This window comes from Pseudomonas sp. LAIL14HWK12:I10 (genome assembly GCF_900184205.1).
Taxonomy (GTDB): domain Bacteria; phylum Pseudomonadota; class Gammaproteobacteria; order Pseudomonadales; family Pseudomonadaceae; genus Aquipseudomonas; species Aquipseudomonas kermanshahensis.
Genome location: NZ_FXWU01000007.1, coordinates 238,879 through 254,063, shown reverse-complemented (window position 1 = coordinate 254,063; position 15,185 = coordinate 238,879). Strand labels below are relative to the sequence as shown.

The following is a 15,185-nucleotide window of genomic DNA, read 5'->3' as shown; positions in this document are numbered from 1 at the left end:
TGCCGGCGATGCGGCACGAAGTGGCACCAAGTTGCTGCTGAAAATACCGCAGATACAGCTTGGTGAGCTAGAGAACAGCGAAGGTTCCTTGCGCTTTGGCCACAAGTTTGTCGCCTTGAACTACGTCGGCGTCGACCACCAGCGTACGCCGCCCGGCGTGCAGCACACGGGCCGTGCACAGCACCTCGCCATCACTGACCGCGCGCATGTAGTTGATCTTGCATTCGATGGTCACGCTCTGCTGGTCGAAACCATGGCTGGCCGAGCAGGCCAGGCCCATGGCGATGTCCACCAGGCTGAAGATCGCCCCACCGTGCAGTTTCTGGCCACGGTTGCGCAGTTGCGGCTCGAGCGCCAGGGCCACTTCGGCAACGCCTGTGTCCAGGCGTTGCAGGCGGCAGCCAAGCAGTTGGCTGAAGGCGCTTTCGACGTATTCGCGCGGGACGTCCATCACTTCTTCTTCAGCTGCTTGGCGTTGGCGAACAACGACGCCATGGCATTGTTGGCCGGGGCAGCAGTGGCAGTTTCACGCTGGCGCGGGGCCTGCTGCTGGCGATTGCCGCCGTTGCCACGGCCGCCGCCACGGTTGCCTTCAACCTTCTCGCCTGGGGTATCGCCCATGCGCATGGACAGGCCGACACGCTTGCGCGGAATGTCCACTTCCATGACCTTGACCTTGACCACGTCGCCGGCCTTGACCGCTTCACGCGGGTCTTTGATGAACTTCTCGGACAATGCCGAGATGTGCACCAGGCCGTCCTGGTGCACGCCGATGTCGACGAAGGCGCCGAAGTTGGTGACGTTGGTGACCACGCCTTCGAGGATCATGCCAGGCTCCAGGTCCTTGAGGTCTTCGACGCCGTCCTGGAAGGTGGCGGTCTTGAACTCAGGGCGTGGGTCGCGGCCGGGTTTGTCCAGCTCTTGCAAGATGTCGGTAACGGTCGGCAGGCCGAAGGACTCGTCGGTGAACTGCTTCGGGTCCAGGCGCTTGAGGAAGCTGCTGTCGCCGATCAGCGAGCGGATGTCGCGGTCGGTGCCAGCGGCGATGCGTTGCACCAGCGGGTAGGCCTCAGGGTGCACGGCGGAGGCGTCCAGCGGGTTGTCGCCGTTCATTACACGCAGGAAGCCGGCGGCTTGTTCGAAGGTTTTTTCACCGAGGCGGCTGACCTTTTTCAGCGCTGCACGGGTCGCGAACGGGCCGTTGGCATCGCGGTGGGCGACGATGTTCTGTGCCAGCGTGGCGTTAAGGCCGGAGATACGGGTCAGCAGCGCTACCGAGGCCGTGTTCACGTCCACGCCCACGGCGTTCACGCAGTCCTCGACCACGGCGTCCAGGCCACGCGCCAGCTTCAGCTGGGACACGTCGTGCTGGTACTGGCCGACACCGATGGATTTCGGGTCGATCTTCACCAGCTCTGCCAGTGGGTCCTGCAGGCGGCGGGCAATCGACACGGCGCCGCGGATCGATACGTCCAGGTCCGGGAACTCGCGGGCGGCCAGTTCCGATGCCGAGTACACCGACGCACCGGCCTCGGAGACCATGATCTTGGTGATTTTCAGGGCTGGGTATTTTTTGACCAGTTCGGCCACCAGCTTGTCGCTTTCGCGGCTGGCGGTGCCGTTGCCGATGGCGATCAGTTCCACCGAGTGCTTGGCGCACAGTGCGGCCATGATGGAAATGGTGCGGTCCCAGTCGTTCTTCGGCGCGTGCGGGTAGACCGTCGTGTAGTCCAGCAGTTTGCCGGTGGCGTCGACCACGGCGATCTTGCAACCGGTGCGCAGGCCTGGGTCGAAGCCCAAGGTGGCGCGCGGGCCAGCCGGGGCGGCCAGCAGCAGGTCGTGCAGGTTGTGGGCGAACACGTTGATCGCCTCGCTTTCGGCGTTGTCGCGCAGTTCGCCGAACAGGTCGGTTTCCAGGTGGGTGTACAGCTTGACCTTCCAGGTCCAGCGCACCACTTCACCCAGCCACTTGTCGGCCGGCCGGCTGCGGTTTTCAACGCCGACGTGGTTGCCGATCATCACTTCGCACGGGTGCAGGGTGCCAGGCAGTTCTTCACCGACTTTGAGCGAGGCGCTCAGGATGCCTTCGTTGCGCCCGCGGAAAATCGCCAGGGCACGGTGCGACGGGGCGTTGCGCAGCAGTTCGTCATGGGCGAAGTAGTCGCGGAACTTGGCGCCTTCTTCTTCCTTGCCAGCCACCACGCGGGCGCTGAGCACCGACTCCTGCTTGAGGAAGTTGCGCAGCTTGTCGAGCAGGGCGGCGTCTTCGGCGAAGCGCTCCATGAGGATGTATTTCGCGCCTTCCAGCGCCGCCTTGACATCGGCCACGCCCTTTTCGGCGTCGACGAAGCGGGCCGCTTCGGTTTCCGGGGTCAGTTGCGGGTCGTTGAACAAGCCGTCGGCCAGCTCGCCGAGGCCGGCTTCCAGGGCGATCTGGCCCTTGGTGCGGCGCTTTTGCTTGTACGGCAGGTAAAGGTCTTCGAGGCGGGTCTTGGTGTCGGCCAGCTTGATCTCGCGGGCCAGTTCCGGGGTCAGCTTGCCCTGTTCCTCGATGCTGGACAGGATGCTGGCGCGGCGCTCGTCGAGTTCGCGCAGGTAGCGCAGGCGCTCTTCCAGGTGGCGCAGTTGGGTGTCGTCCAGGCTGCCGGTCACTTCCTTGCGGTAACGGGCGATGAAGGGCACGGTCGAGCCTTCGTCCAACAGGCCCACGGCCGCTTCGACCTGTTGTGGGCGTACGCCCAGTTCCTCGGCGATACGGCTGTTGATGCTGTCCATGTAAACCACCTGACAATTGTGAATACGGGGGCCGCGCGCGGGTTTGCAGCCCGACGGCACTGGATGAAAGCCGCGCATTATACCCATCGTGACCGGCTTGCGGTGATGGCGCCAAGCCAGCCTGAACGGCCCGGAACTGGCGCCGGGGGAAAAATCTGCTAACAATGCTCACGGCACGCGTTGCAATGGCTACGCCATAATGCGCGGCGATACCAGAGGAGTAATTCATGACCGGCACTGCAAACACCGCTGAAGGTGACAAGATTCTCATCGTCGACGACGATCCGGGGCTGAGCAGCCTGCTGGAGCGTTTCTTCACCAGCAAGGGCTACCGTGCCCGTGCGGTGCCCAACACCGAACAGATGGACCGCCTGCTCGCGCGGGAGGTGTTCAACCTGGTGGTGCTCGACCTGATGCTGCCGGGCGAAGACGGCCTGTCCGCCTGCAAGCGCCTGCGCCAGTCGAACAACCAGATCCCGATCATCATGCTCACCGCCAAAGGCGACGAGCTCAGCCGCATCAAAGGGCTGGAGCTGGGCGCTGACGACTACCTGGGCAAACCCTTCAACCCCGACGAACTGATGGCCCGGGTCAAGGCCGTGCTGCGCCGCCAGGCGCCGAGCGTCCCGGGGGCCCCGGGCAGCGAGGACGAATCGGTCACCTTCGGTGATTACGAGCTGTCGCTGGCCACCCGCGAGCTTAAACGCGGCGACGAAGTGCACATGCTCACCACCGGTGAGTTCGCCGTGCTCAAGGCGCTGGTCATGCATGCGCGTGAACCGCTGACCCGCGACAAACTGATGAACCTGGCCCGTGGCCGCGAGTGGGATGCCCTGGAGCGTTCCATCGACGTGCAGATCTCGCGCCTGCGCCGCATGATCGAGCCCGACCCGTCCAAGCCACGGTACATCCAGACGGTCTGGGGCGTAGGGTACGTCTTCGTGCCGGACGGAAACGCCGGCAAATGATGCCGCGTCGTCCATGAGAACGCCGTTGTGGTTTCCGCAAAGCTTCTTCGCCCGCACGCTGTGGCTGGTGCTGATCGTCGTCCTGTTTTCCAAGGCGCTGACCCTCGTTTACCTGTTGATGAACGAGGATGTGCTGGTCGACCGTCAGTACAGCCACGGTGTGGCATTGACCTTGCGCGCCTATTGGGCTGCCGATGAAGAGAACCGTGACAAGATCGCCGAAGCCGCAGGGCTGATCCGGGTGACCGGCTCGGGTGTGCCGGAAGGCGAGCAGCACTGGCCTTATAGCGAGATCTACCAGCGCCAGATGCAGGCCGAGCTGGGCGAAGACACCGAAGTACGCCTGCGCATTCATGCGCCACCGGCGTTGTGGGTCAATGCGCCGAGCCTCGGCCCTGGCTGGCTCAAAGTGCCGCTGTACCCGCACCCGTTGCGTGGGCAGAAGATCTGGAACGTGCTTGGCTGGTTCCTGGCCATCGGCCTGTTGTCCACCGCCTCTGCCTGGATTTTCGTGCGCCAACTGAACCAGCCGCTCAAGCGCCTGGTGTTCGCCGCCCGGCAACTGGGCCAGGGGCGCAGCGTGCGCTTGCCAATCAGCGATACGCCCAGTGAGATGACCGAGGTGTACCGCGCGTTCAACCAGATGGCCGAGGATGTCGAGCAGGCCGGGCGTGAACGCGAGTTGATGCTGGCAGGGGTTTCCCACGATTTGCGTACACCGCTGACGCGGCTGCGCCTGTCGCTTTCGCTGCTGGACAGTGACAACGAGCTTAGCGATGACATGGTCCGCGATATCGAGGACATGGACGCGATTCTGGACCAGTTCCTCGCGTTCATTCGCGATGGCCGTGACGAGCCGGTGGAAGAGGTCGACCTGGCCGACCTGGTGCGCGAAGTGGTGGCCCCGTACAACCAGCCCGAAGAACGTGTACGGCTGTGCCTGGAGCCGATTCCGCCGTTCCCGCTGCGCCGGGTTTCGCTCAAGCGCATGTTGGGCAACCTGATCGGCAACGCCCTGCACCATGCCGGCAAGGGCGTGGAAGTGGCGGCCTATGTGTCCGGCGACGAGAGCGCGCCTTACGTGGTGCTCAGCGTGCTGGACCGGGGGACGGGGATCGACGAGTCGGAGCTGGAGACGATCTTCAACCCGTTCATTCGCGGTGACCGTGCCCGTGGTGGCAAGGGCACCGGGTTGGGCCTGGCGATCGTCAAGCGCATCGCGGCCCAGCATGGCGGGAATGTCGAGTTGCGCAACCGGTCGGGTGGCGGGATCGAGGCGCGGGTCAGGTTGCCGTTGGGGCTTTTGCTGCCGCGTAATGCGGTGTGATTGTCGGGGCCGCTTTGCGGCCCATTCGCAGCACAAAGCTGCTCCAACAAGGCTTACGCGGTCCCTTGTAAGAGCAGCCTTGTGCTGCGAATGGGCTGCAAAGCAGCCCCAACATTTCAGCCCTTACCCTTGGTCCGGGTCTGATTCGGCCCGCCATTCTTCTCCAGGTGCTCGATGATCATCCCGGCCACGTTCTTGCCGGTGGTCACTTCAATCCCTTCCAGCCCCGGCGACGAATTCACCTCCATCACCAACGGCCCATGGTTGGAACGCAGGATATCCACCCCCGCCACGCTCAGCCCCATCACCTTGGCCGCACGAATGGCGGTAATCCGCTCTTCCGGCGTGATCTTGATCAGGCTGGCGACACCCCCCCGATGCAGGTTGGAGCGAAACTCGCCGGGCTTGGCCTGACGCTTCATCGAGGCAATCACCTTGTCACCCACCACAAAGCAGCGAATGTCGGCCCCGCCGGCCTCCTTGATGTATTCCTGCACCATGATGTTCTGCTTCAGGCCCATGAACGCCTCGATCACCGACTCTGCAGCTTGAGTTGTTTCGCACAGCACCACGCCAATGCCCTGGGTACCTTCCAGCACCTTGATCACCAGGGGCGCGCCGTTGACCATCTGGATCAGGTCCGGGATGTCGTCAGGTGAGTGGGCGAAACCGGTGATCGGCAGGCCGATGCCACGGCGCGACAGCAACTGCAACGAGCGCAGCTTGTCACGCGAGCGGGCGATGGCCACCGACTCGTTGAGCGGGTAGACGCCCATCATCTCGAACTGGCGCAGCACCGCGCAGCCATAGAACGTCACCGAGGCACCGATGCGCGGGATCACCGCATCGAAGCCTTCCAGTGGCTTGCCGCGATAGTGGATCTGCGGCTTGTGGCTGGCGATGTTCATGTAGGCCCGCAGGGTATCGATCACCACCATTTCGTGGCCACGCTGGGTACCGGCTTCGACCAGGCGGCGGGTGGAATACAGACGCGGATTGCGCGACAGCACAGCGATCTTCATGCAGCACCTGTGACAGGGGAAAGGGTGGCCGGAAAGGCCGGTTTGTCTTGTACGTACTTCAGGCCAGGGTTGACCACCAAGTGGCCGTGAATAAGTGCCTTGGAACCCAGCAGCAGGCGGTAGCGCATCTCTTTGCGACAGGCCAGGGTGAACTCGACTTCCCACACGCTATCGCCCAGTGCCAGCGATGTGCGAATCACATAGCGGGTCTGGGCGTGGCCATTGGAGCTCTTGATGGTCTTCATGGTCACCAGTGGCGCTTCGCAACGGCGGTGGCGCAACTGCACCACCGAACCCAGGTGCGCAGTAAATCGGACCCACGGTTGGCCGTCACGTTCGAACTGTTCCACCTCGGTGGCGTGCAGGCTGGACGTACTGGCGCCGGTGTCGATCTTGGCGCGCAGCCCGGCGACGCCAAGGTCGGGCAGGGCTACCCACTCGCGCAGGCCGATCACAGTCAAATGGTCAAATGTCTTCACGAAGCGCACCCAGGGGATAAGGTGGTGAACTGTAAGCACGGCGTGGACTTTTTGCATCCGCAAGATACGGTAGTACAGTTCGATTAAAGACAGAATTCGAGGTAACGGGATGGCACACAAGGCGGAAGAAGACGACAAGGTTCGCCTGGACAAATGGCTATGGGCGGCGCGGTTCTACAAGACCCGCGCGCTGGCCAAGGCGGCCATCGAAAGTGGCAAGGTGCATTGCCGGGGCGAACGCTGCAAGCCGGGCAAGGAACCGAGGGTAGGGGATGAGTTTGTACTGCGCACCGGGTTTGACGAGCGCACAGTGGTGGTCAAGGCGCTGTCGGTGGTCAGGCGCGGGGCGCCCGAAGCGCAGGCGCTGTATGCCGAAACCGAAGAGAGTGTGCGCCGCCGCGAACAGGCTGCCGAAATGCGCAAGGCCGGGGCGATGGGTGTGACCACCGATGGCCGGCCAAACAAGAAGCAGCGGCGACAGATTCACCAACTGCACGGTAGCTTTGACTGAACAGGGGCTGCTTTCAGCCCATTCGCGGGGCAAATGTGGGAGCGGGCTTGCCCCGCGAATGGGCCGCAAAGCGGCCCCCGCTGTTAGCGAACCACCGCCAATCTACCGACCAACGGTAACCTGGCTGCCAGGGCAAACAACGGCGCCGTCCAGCGCATCAACGCCGCACTGCCTTTGGCCGCCAGTGGCGTATAGCAACTCCACCCCAACGCCAGCACCGCCATCAGCAACCCGCCGATGTAGTCGTCCTGGCCCCAATGGGCGCCCGCCACCAAGCGTGGCAGCATGAACACCAGCGCCAGCCCCCAGACCACCAGGTAGTGCATCAGGCGACGGCTGAACACGCTCATGAACAACGCCCAGACCAGCAGCACCGAGGCGTGATCGCCCGGGAAACTCTTGCTGGAGCGGTCCTTGAGTTCCCAGGCCGCTTCCAGGTTCGGGTAATAGTCACTGAGGTGCACGACGTCATCGAAGATCATCGACGGGCTCTTGTGTTGCCACCCCGCAGCATCCACCCACTTGGAAAACAGCGCGCGAATCACCACTAATAGGATCAGGGTCACCAGAAAGCCGAAAAACGCCTCACGCACCTGGCAGGCTTTGAACACCCAGTTGCCACGGATCAGCACCGCTAGAAGGATCAGCCCGACCACGATGTCGAACGGGCGCAGGCTGCCAAGGGTCCAGATGTAGCGCCAGGTGGTGTTGTCGGCCAGCGGCGCATTGAGGCTGTGGAACAGCCACTCGTCGAAAGTCAGGCACAGGATCTGGCCAAAAGGCCATAACCAGAAACACAGTAGAGCGATGGGCAGCAGTGTGCAGGCTGCCAAGGGCCCGAAGGACCACCTTGCTTGGAACAGTGGTCGATTGTCCATAAGATACCTCTATTGCCAACAGGAATCTGAGCGCCTTGTGAGCGCTCTGCCACGGGCTTCGCAGTATTTCGAAACGCCGTGTAACCATTTTGTCATCATTTTCAGATAGCCAGAACCTATGAGCGAATTGCCGGATACCGATTTCACCCAACGTTTCCTCTTCGACGACCGCGATATCCGCGGTGAGTGGGTAGGGCTCGACCGCAGCTATGCCGAAGTGCTGGCGCGTCACCCGTACCCCCAACCCGTAGCCGCGCTGCTCGGCGAATTGATGGCCGCCACCGCATTGCTGGTGGGTGCCCTGAAGTTCGACGGCCTGCTGATTTTGCAGGCGCGCTCCGAGGGGCCGATCCCGCTGCTGATGGTGGAATGCTCGGGCGAGCGCGAAATCCGCGGCGTGGCCCGTTACGAAGCCGATCAGATTCCTGCCGACGCGACCTTGGCGCAGCTGATGCCCGACGGCCATCTGACGCTGACCATCGACCCAGTCAACGGCCAGCGCTACCAGGGGACCGTTGACCTGGACGGTGCCAACCTGTCGGAGTGCTTCACCAATTACTTCGTTCAGTCGCAACAGCTCAACACCCGTTTCTGGCTCGAGGCCAAAGATGGCAAGGCCCGCGGCCTGCTGTTGCAGCAATTGCCACGTGATCGCCAGCCGGACGACGAAGAGCGCGAGGACAGCTGGCAGCACGTTGTAGCCCTGGCCAAGACACTCAAGCCTGAAGAGTGGCAAGAAGACAACGAAACCTTGCTGCACCGTCTGTACCACGAAGACGCCGTGCGCCTGTTCGACATCGAACCCCTGCGCTTCCACTGCAGCTGCTCGCGCGAGCGCTCCGGCAATGCGCTGGTCAGCCTCGGCGAGCACGACGCCAAGCAGTTGGTCGAGGAGTGTGGTGGCAAGGTGGAGATCGATTGCCAGTTCTGCAACGAGCGCTATTTCTTCGATGCAAGCGATGTGGCGCAACTGTTTGCGGGTGGCGGCACGGACACGGCCTCAGAAACTCGCCACTGAAACGATTAATTGCAGGGAAATCTCCTGTCTAATTGCGCAAAAGCGCGGTTACGACAGGAGGGGCCTACTTTTTTTGGGCTTTTCTGGCATAATCCGGCCACTTTTTTCGCTGTAGTAGTTTTTTACAGACAACTACAAAACGTTTGGAGCACTCGGCCTCGGGCCGGATGGGGTATCTCATGACGCAAGCCAACAACACCGTGTACACCGACCTGAGCGTCGATGAGCTGGTAAAAGAAGCGCTGCAACGCGGTGAAGGCGTACTAGCCGATACCGGCGCACTGGTCGTTGAGACTGGGCACCGTACTGGCCGTTCGCCGGCTGACCGTTTCATCGTCGAAGAACCTTCCACCCAGGATGCCATTTCCTGGGGCCCGATCAACCGCAAGTTCCCGGCCGACAAGTTCGATGCCCTGTGGGACCGCGTCGAGGCGTTCAACAACGCCCAGGATCACTTCGTTTCCTACGTTCACGTAGGGGCGGCCGCCGAGCACTACCTGCCGGTGAAGATGACCACCCAGACTGCCTGGCAGAACCTGTTCGGCCGTTGCCTGTTCATCAACCCTGAACAGTACAACCCGGCTGGCCGTGACCAGTGGCAAGTGCTCAACGTTGCCAACTTCGTGTGCGAGCCTGAGCGTGACGGCACCAACTCCGACGGCTGCGTGATCATCAACTTCGCCGCGAAGAAGGTGCTGATCGCTGGCATGCGTTACGCCGGTGAAATGAAGAAAGCCATGTTCTCGGTGCAGAACTTCCTGCTGCCGGCCGCTGACGTGCTGCCAATGCACTGCGCTGCCAACATCGGCGAAGAGGGCGATGTGACCCTGTTCTTCGGCCTGTCCGGCACCGGCAAGACCACCCTGTCGGCCGACGAAAGCCGTTACCTGATCGGTGACGACGAGCACGGTTGGGGCGAAGGCGTTGTCTTCAACATGGAAGGCGGCTGCTACGCCAAGTGCATCGACCTGTCCGAGAAGAACGAGCCGGTCATCTGGAAAGCCATCAAGCATGGCGCAGTGCTGGAAAACGTCGTACTCGACGCCAACAAGCACGCCGACTACACCGACGTCAGCCTGACCCAGAACAGCCGTGCGGCCTACCCGCTGGAGCACGTTGCCAAGCGTTCCGAAGCGAACCTGGGTGGCGAGCCTAACGCGGTCATCTTCCTGACCTGCGATCTGACTGGCGTTCTGCCTCCGGTTTCGATCCTGAACAACGAACAGGCTGCTTACCACTTCCTGTCCGGTTACACCGCGCTGGTCGGTTCCACCGAAATGGGTTCGGGCGGCGGCATCAAGTCGACCTTCTCCACCTGCTTCGGCGCGCCGTTCTTCCCGCGTCCGGCTGGCGAGTACGCTGAGCTGCTGATCAAGCGCATCAACGGCTTCAACTCCAAGGTTTACCTGGTCAACACCGGCTGGACCGGCGGTGGCTACGGCGTTGGCAAGCGTTTCAGCATTCCGACCACCCGTGCTGTGATCGCTGCGATCCAGAGCGGTGCACTGGTAGGTGCCGAAACCGAGCACTTGGACATCATCAACCTGGACGTGCCAAAAGCCGTTCCGGGCGTCGACACCGAGCTGCTCAACCCGCGCACCAACTGGGCTGACAAAGCCGCTTACGACGAAGCGGCCAAAGGCCTGGCCAAGCTGTTCATCGAAAACTTCAAGAAATTCGAAGTTTCCGACGCGATCAAGGCTGCTGGTCCACAGCTGTAAGCTGCTAGCAGTTGCAACGACAGAGCCGCCCTCAGGGGCGGCTTTTTCGTATGTGAATCAAGGCCATTTTTGCCGTGCATGCAGAATACGGATGATCTCAACGCACTCGCCCGAGACGCGGTAAATCATCACATAGTTAGGCCGTACCACGATTTCTCGAGTCTCTGGGTACCTGCCCTTTCTGTACAGAGAAGGATTGTGCGCAGCGCGCCTGGCTTTCTCCCTGAAGGATTCGTCCAGCATGATGGCCGCTTCAGGGTTATCTTGCGCAATATGGTCCATGATGCGAAAACGGTCTTTACGTGCCATCTGACGCCATACCAGGCGCATCAGCGAATGTTGGCCCTGAGCGCAGCGCGGTGCGCGGCGAACAGTCGTTCCGCTTCTTTATCCTCCATAAGCGGTGAAGTATCGTTCAGGCTTGCCTCGACCTGTTCAGTAAACCAAGCCTCATAGGCTGCGGCCTCATGGGCTTTTTTGAGGGCCTGGGCACGATCCGGCCGTTGATAGGTACTCGTTTGCACAGGATCAAACGTGGATGCATCGACTTCGAAATGCTCAATACCCAGATCGAGCAGGTAAGTCACCAGGGTTTCGAATTTCTTGAACAGCCTCACGTTGCCGCTGCGTTGGGCGGTCAGAATGTGTTCCTGCTGATTGATATCGACCTGAATGGCCCAACCTCCCGGTTGGCCCACGATGTGAGTGGCGTTGATGCGTCCTGCTTCAGCCAATCGGCTCAGGTTGGCATGGTCTACTTGATGAGTGGGCACGGGTGTTTTTCTCGGTTTCATCGGGATAAACCATGCTATGCAATCTATAGTTGATTGCGACTATATGCCTTCCGATATTGTTGTGGGAAGCTTCCTTCTGGTGTCATCAACTGTGGATAACTAATGACCGAATCTCCTCAGCGTTCCGCATTCACCCACTTCCACCCCATCCTCACCCGCCCGCAAGACAACGACCACAACGGCCATATCGCCGGTGCCACCGTGCATGGCTTCTTCGAAACCGCTATCCAGGCGTTTCTGGTGGAGCAGGCCGAATTCGACCTGCGCGAAGGTGCGCTGGCGGCGTTCGTGGTCAGTTCGGCGGCAGACTTCTTCGCCCTGCCGGGCTTTCCGGATGTGCTTGAGGTGGGGCTGGGCGTGACACGCCTGGCGGGCAGTACCGTGGAGTACCGGTTGGCCCTGTATCGCCCGGGTGAAGCGGATGCCTGTGCGGCGGGGACGGTGGTGCAGGTGTTCATCGAGCGGGCAAGCGGCCGGCCTGTGCCGTTGCCAGAGGCGCTGCAGGCAGTGCTCGCTGGCCTTCAGCTCGGGCAGCAGGCATAAAAAAGCCCCGCCGGTGCGGGCGGGGCTTTTGCTGCCAGGGCTGGGCCCTCAGGCATTAGTCGCGCCAGTGGCGCTTGTGCTTGCGGTGGCCGTAATGGTGGCCACGGTCGTAGTGACGGCGGTCGTCATAGCTGCGACGGTAGCGACGATCGTCATGGCGCTCGTCTTCGTCGGCCTTGTTACCCATGTAGTTACCCAGCGCGCCACCGGCACCACCGCCGGCTGCTGCACCAATGTAGCTACCGGTGGTACCGCCCACGGAGCGACCGACTACGTTACCGCCTGCAGCGCCCAGCGCGCCACCGATGGCGGCTTCGCCACGCTGACGTTTGTCGGCACCCAGGGCACCGCCGGCGGCGCCGCCCAAGCCGGCACCAATGGCGCCGCCTGTGCTACCACCGATGGAGTTGCCCACGACGGAGCCGAGTACCCCACCCAATGCGCCGCCAATGCCGGCCTCGGTATTGCCACCGGCCATGGCAACGCCGCTGAGCAAGCTGAAAGACAACAACAGAATCGAGGAGTACTTCTTCATCAAGAGAGCCTCATAGGGATGACGAGGCGAATTTGAGGCTCTGGAGCGCGGCTGGCAATTGAAATCCGACGAGTAGCACGAGTTGTACACAATTCTCTAAGTTACTGTATTTGCTGTGAAACTTTATCGTTTTTTGGCTGTCAGAGGTATTTATGACAAAGCCCTGAACCGTTGCGGAACAGGGCTTTTTTCGTTTTTTGGCGGTGCTGCTTTCGGCTCTTTCGCGGGCAAGCCCGCTCCATCACCATCACCCCAACACCTCTCTAAAGAATGCGCCCATTGTCCCGCGCCCGCTCAAGCTTGATGGCAATGAACTTCGACGTCGGCGTATGGCTGCCATCGCCAATGCTCTCAAGCGGCACCAGCGGGTTCACTTCGGGATAGTAAGCCGCCGCTTGCCCCGCCGGGATATCGAAGGCCAGCAATGTGAAACCGTGCACACGGCGCACATGCTCATCCCCCCACAACGAAACGATGTCGACCTTCTGCCCCGGCTGGAAGCCCAGGCGGACGATGTCGGCCTCGTTGGCGAACAGCACTTCACGCTGGCCACGCACGCCGCGGTAGCGGTCATCCAGGCCATAGATGGTGGTGTTGTACTGATCGTGCGAGCGCATCGACTGCATGATCAGGTCGGGCAACTGGCCGCTGGCCCGCACCCTTTCATCAAGCAAGGTATCCGGCAACAGGTTGGCCTTGAAGTTGGCGCGGCCGGTAGCGGTCTTCCATTCGCGGCTGGCGGCGCTGTTGCCCAGGTAAAAGCCACCCGGTTCACGCAGGCGTTCGTTGAAGCCGCTGAAGCCGGGGATGGTGTCGCCGATCAGGTCGCGGATGCGGTCGTAATCGGCCACCAGCCAGTGCCAGTCGACCGGTTGTTTGCCCAGGGTGGCGGCGGCGATACCGGCGACCACCGCAGGCTCCGAGCGCATCTGCGTCGACAGCGGTTTCAACTGGCCGTTGGAGGCATGGACCATGCTGAACGAGTCTTCCACAGTCACCGCTTGTGGCCCATCGGCCTGCAGGTCGATGTCGGTACGGCCCAGGCACGGCAGGATCAGCGCCTGCTTGCCGTGGACCAGGTGGCTGCGGTTGAGTTTGGTGCTGATGTGCACGGTCAGTTCGCAGTTGCGCAGCGCCTGCGCGGTGCGCTCGGTGTCTGGCGTGGCTTGGGCAAAGTTGCCGCCCAGCCCGATGAACACCTTGGCGCGGCCGTCGAGCATGGCGTGGATGGCTTCGACGGTGTTGTGGCCGTTGTGCCGCGGCACGGGGAAGTTGAAGCGCTTTTCGATGGCGTCGAGCAAGGCCACCGGCGGCCGCTCGTTGATGCCCATGGTGCGGTCGCCCTGGACGTTGCTGTGGCCACGCACCGGGCACAGGCCGGCGCCTGGCGCACCGATGTTGCCGCGCAGCATCTGCAGGTTGACGATTTCCTGGATGGTCGGCACCGAATGGCGGTGCTGGGTGATGCCCATCGCCCAGCACATGATCACCCGCTTGCCACGGCAGTACATGCGCGCGGCCAGCTCGATGTCGGCCAGGGTCAGGCCGGATTGCGCCTGAATGTGTTCCCACGAAGTGGCGTCGACCACGGCCAGGTAGTCATCGACGCCGTGGCCATGCTCGGCAATGAAGGCGTGGTCGAAGACCGCAGGCTCGCCCTTGGCCTGGGCTTCACGTTCCCACTGCAGGACGAACTTGGCCATGCCACGCAGCAGCGCCATGTCGCCACCCAGGGCCGGGCGGAAGAACGCAGTGTTGGTCGGCCGGTCGCTGTTGGTCAACATCTCCAGCGGGTTCTGCGGGTGCTGGAAGCGTTCAAGGCCGCGCTCTTTCAGCGGGTTGACGCACACCACCTGGGCACCGCGTTTTACCGCATCGCGCAGCGGGTCGAGCATGCGCGGGTGGTTGGTGCCCGGGTTCTGGCCCCAGACGAAGATCGCATCGGCATGCTCGAAATCGTCGTAGGTGACCGTGCCCTTGCCGACGCCGACGCTCTGCCCCAAGGCCACGCCGCTGGCCTCGTGGCACATGTTCGAGCAATCCGGGAAATTGTTGGTGCCGTAGGCGCGCACGAACAATTGGTAGAGGTACGCCGCTTCGTTGCTGGCACGGCCCGAGGTGTAGAACTCAGCCTGGTCAGGGGTTGCCAGGTTGTTCAGTTCGCGGGCGATCAGGGCGAAGGCCGCCTCCCAGCTGATGGGCTGGTAATGGTCGCGTTGCGCGTCGTAGACCATCGGTTCGGTCAGGCGGCCCTGGTACTCCAGCCAGTAATCGCTTTGCTCGCGCAGCGCGCTGACGCTGTAGCGGGCGAAGAAGGCGGCATCGACGCGGCGCTTGGTGGCTTCCCAGTTGACTGCCTTGGCGCCGTTCTCGCAGAACTTGACCATGCCGCTTTCCGGCGAATCGCCCCAGGCGCAGCCAGGGCAGTCAAAGCCGCCATTCTGGTTGGTCTTGAGCAGGGCGCGAATGTTCTTCAGCGCATTGTCGCTGCCGACCCAGGCCTTGGCCACGCTGCGCAACGCCCCCCAGCCACCGGCGGGGCCGTGGTAGGGCTTGTAGCGAGGGGAGGAGGCTGGGGCGTTGTCCGGGAGGTGCTGGTACGAGGTCACGGCTG

At 62.3% G+C, this 15,185-nt stretch carries 15 protein-coding genes; 6 read left to right on the top strand and 9 right to left on the bottom strand.

Going from position 1 to position 15,185, the window contains the following annotated elements; genetic code table 11:
- Positions 1-67: 67 nt before the first annotated feature.
- Both QOS90_RS17640 and QOS90_RS17635 read right to left on the bottom strand, forming a co-directional pair.
- The gene (locus tag QOS90_RS17640; protein WP_050580765.1) at positions 68-451 is read right to left on the bottom strand and encodes a PaaI family thioesterase; all 384 of its coding nucleotides are present in this window, start codon (positions 449-451) and stop codon (positions 68-70) included.
- Positions 451-2,775, bottom strand: a complete 2,325-nt coding sequence (locus tag QOS90_RS17635; RefSeq protein ID WP_085273868.1) for a Tex family protein — start codon at positions 2,773-2,775, stop codon at positions 451-453. The genes QOS90_RS17640 and QOS90_RS17635 overlap by 1 nt, the downstream gene beginning before the upstream one ends.
- 227 nt (positions 2,776-3,002) lie before the next feature.
- Between QOS90_RS17635 and ompR the strand changes: the two genes are divergently transcribed.
- Positions 3,003-3,743, top strand: a complete 741-nt coding sequence (gene ompR / locus QOS90_RS17630; protein ID WP_085273867.1) for an osmolarity response regulator transcription factor OmpR — start codon at positions 3,003-3,005, stop codon at positions 3,741-3,743.
- Positions 3,744-3,756: 13 nt separating this feature from the next.
- Positions 3,757-5,070, top strand: a complete 1,314-nt coding sequence (locus QOS90_RS17625) for an ATP-binding protein (protein ID WP_027595188.1) — start codon at positions 3,757-3,759, stop codon at positions 5,068-5,070.
- 116 nt (positions 5,071-5,186) lie between these two features.
- Here QOS90_RS17625 and rimK read toward each other — a convergent pair whose 3' ends face one another.
- Together rimK and rimB are read right to left on the bottom strand one after the other, a co-directional pair.
- Positions 5,187-6,092 carry a 30S ribosomal protein S6--L-glutamate ligase gene (rimK, locus tag QOS90_RS17620; RefSeq protein ID WP_012316721.1) on the bottom strand — a complete coding sequence of 302 codons (906 nt, stop codon included), beginning with the start codon at positions 6,090-6,092 and terminating at the stop codon, positions 5,187-5,189.
- Positions 6,089-6,571, bottom strand: a complete 483-nt coding sequence (gene rimB / locus QOS90_RS17615) for a retropepsin-like aspartic endopeptidase RimB (protein WP_027595189.1) — start codon at positions 6,569-6,571, stop codon at positions 6,089-6,091. Before rimB ends, rimK begins: the two co-directional genes overlap by 4 nt.
- Before the next feature lie 109 nt (positions 6,572-6,680).
- Here rimB and QOS90_RS17610 point away from each other — a divergent pair, with 109 nt between their 5' ends.
- Positions 6,681-7,082 (top strand): RNA-binding S4 domain-containing protein, encoded by a 402-nt coding sequence (locus QOS90_RS17610; protein ID WP_027595190.1) that lies wholly within the window; start codon positions 6,681-6,683, stop codon positions 7,080-7,082.
- 83 nt (positions 7,083-7,165) lie between these two features.
- Here the strand turns inward: QOS90_RS17610 and QOS90_RS17605 are convergent, their stop codons facing one another.
- Entirely contained in the window at positions 7,166-7,960 is a 795-nt protein-coding gene (locus QOS90_RS17605) for a phosphatase PAP2 family protein (RefSeq protein ID WP_027595191.1), read from the bottom strand.
- Positions 7,961-8,078: 118 nt separating this feature from the next.
- Here QOS90_RS17605 and hslO point away from each other — a divergent pair, with 118 nt between their 5' ends.
- Positions 8,079-8,978 carry an Hsp33 family molecular chaperone HslO gene (gene hslO, locus QOS90_RS17600; protein ID WP_085273866.1) on the top strand — a complete coding sequence of 300 codons (900 nt, stop codon included), beginning with the start codon at positions 8,079-8,081 and terminating at the stop codon, positions 8,976-8,978.
- Positions 8,979-9,157: 179 nt separating this feature from the next.
- A complete protein-coding gene (locus QOS90_RS17595; RefSeq protein ID WP_085273865.1) occupies positions 9,158-10,699 on the top strand; it encodes a phosphoenolpyruvate carboxykinase in 1,542 nt (513 codons plus the stop codon).
- Positions 10,700-10,756: 57 nt separating this feature from the next.
- Here QOS90_RS17595 and QOS90_RS17590 read toward each other — a convergent pair whose 3' ends face one another.
- Both QOS90_RS17590 and QOS90_RS17585 read right to left on the bottom strand, forming a co-directional pair.
- Positions 10,757-11,008 (bottom strand): type II toxin-antitoxin system RelE/ParE family toxin, encoded by a 252-nt coding sequence (locus tag QOS90_RS17590; RefSeq protein ID WP_371918161.1) that lies wholly within the window; start codon positions 11,006-11,008, stop codon positions 10,757-10,759.
- A gap of 20 nt (positions 11,009-11,028) precedes the next feature.
- Positions 11,029-11,493, bottom strand: coding sequence for a ParC-related protein (locus QOS90_RS17585; protein WP_256577497.1), 465 nt, complete (start codon positions 11,491-11,493; stop codon positions 11,029-11,031).
- A gap of 102 nt (positions 11,494-11,595) precedes the next feature.
- On the opposite strand from QOS90_RS17585, the gene QOS90_RS17580 reads away from it, so the two are divergent.
- On the top strand, positions 11,596-12,036 hold the full coding sequence (locus QOS90_RS17580; RefSeq protein ID WP_085273862.1) for an acyl-CoA thioesterase: 441 nt from the start codon (positions 11,596-11,598) through the stop codon (positions 12,034-12,036).
- A 55-nt stretch (positions 12,037-12,091) separates the two neighbouring features.
- On the opposite strand, the gene QOS90_RS17575 is transcribed toward QOS90_RS17580, so the two are convergent.
- Together QOS90_RS17575 and QOS90_RS17570 are read right to left on the bottom strand one after the other, a co-directional pair.
- Entirely contained in the window at positions 12,092-12,571 is a 480-nt protein-coding gene (locus QOS90_RS17575) for a glycine zipper domain-containing protein (RefSeq protein WP_027595195.1), read from the bottom strand.
- 263 nt (positions 12,572-12,834) lie between these two features.
- Positions 12,835-15,180 carry an FdhF/YdeP family oxidoreductase gene (locus tag QOS90_RS17570; RefSeq protein WP_085273861.1) on the bottom strand — a complete coding sequence of 782 codons (2,346 nt, stop codon included), beginning with the start codon at positions 15,178-15,180 and terminating at the stop codon, positions 12,835-12,837.
- Between the last annotated feature and the right edge of the window lie 5 nt (positions 15,181-15,185).

Bases quoted from the DNA above. Each gene is read 5' to 3' on its own strand.
- QOS90_RS17640 (WP_050580765.1), bottom strand. From the start codon at position 451: ATGGACGTCCCGCGCGAATACGTCGAAAGCGCCTTCAGCCAACTGCTT.
- QOS90_RS17635 (WP_085273868.1), bottom strand. From the start codon at position 2,775: ATGGACAGCATCAACAGCCGTATCGCCGAGGAACTGGGCGTACGCCCA.
- ompR (WP_085273867.1), top strand. From the start codon at position 3,003: ATGACCGGCACTGCAAACACCGCTGAAGGTGACAAGATTCTCATCGTC.
- QOS90_RS17625 (WP_027595188.1), top strand. From the start codon at position 3,757: ATGAGAACGCCGTTGTGGTTTCCGCAAAGCTTCTTCGCCCGCACGCTG.
- rimK (WP_012316721.1), bottom strand. From the start codon at position 6,092: ATGAAGATCGCTGTGCTGTCGCGCAATCCGCGTCTGTATTCCACCCGC.
- QOS90_RS17610 (WP_027595190.1), top strand. From the start codon at position 6,681: ATGGCACACAAGGCGGAAGAAGACGACAAGGTTCGCCTGGACAAATGG.
- QOS90_RS17605 (WP_027595191.1), bottom strand. From the start codon at position 7,960: ATGGACAATCGACCACTGTTCCAAGCAAGGTGGTCCTTCGGGCCCTTG.
- hslO (WP_085273866.1), top strand. From the start codon at position 8,079: ATGAGCGAATTGCCGGATACCGATTTCACCCAACGTTTCCTCTTCGAC.
- QOS90_RS17595 (WP_085273865.1), top strand. From the start codon at position 9,158: ATGACGCAAGCCAACAACACCGTGTACACCGACCTGAGCGTCGATGAG.
- QOS90_RS17590 (WP_371918161.1), bottom strand. From the start codon at position 11,008: ATGGCACGTAAAGACCGTTTTCGCATCATGGACCATATTGCGCAAGAT.
- QOS90_RS17585 (WP_256577497.1), bottom strand. From the start codon at position 11,493: ATGAAACCGAGAAAAACACCCGTGCCCACTCATCAAGTAGACCATGCC.
- QOS90_RS17580 (WP_085273862.1), top strand. From the start codon at position 11,596: ATGACCGAATCTCCTCAGCGTTCCGCATTCACCCACTTCCACCCCATC.
- QOS90_RS17575 (WP_027595195.1), bottom strand. From the start codon at position 12,571: ATGAAGAAGTACTCCTCGATTCTGTTGTTGTCTTTCAGCTTGCTCAGC.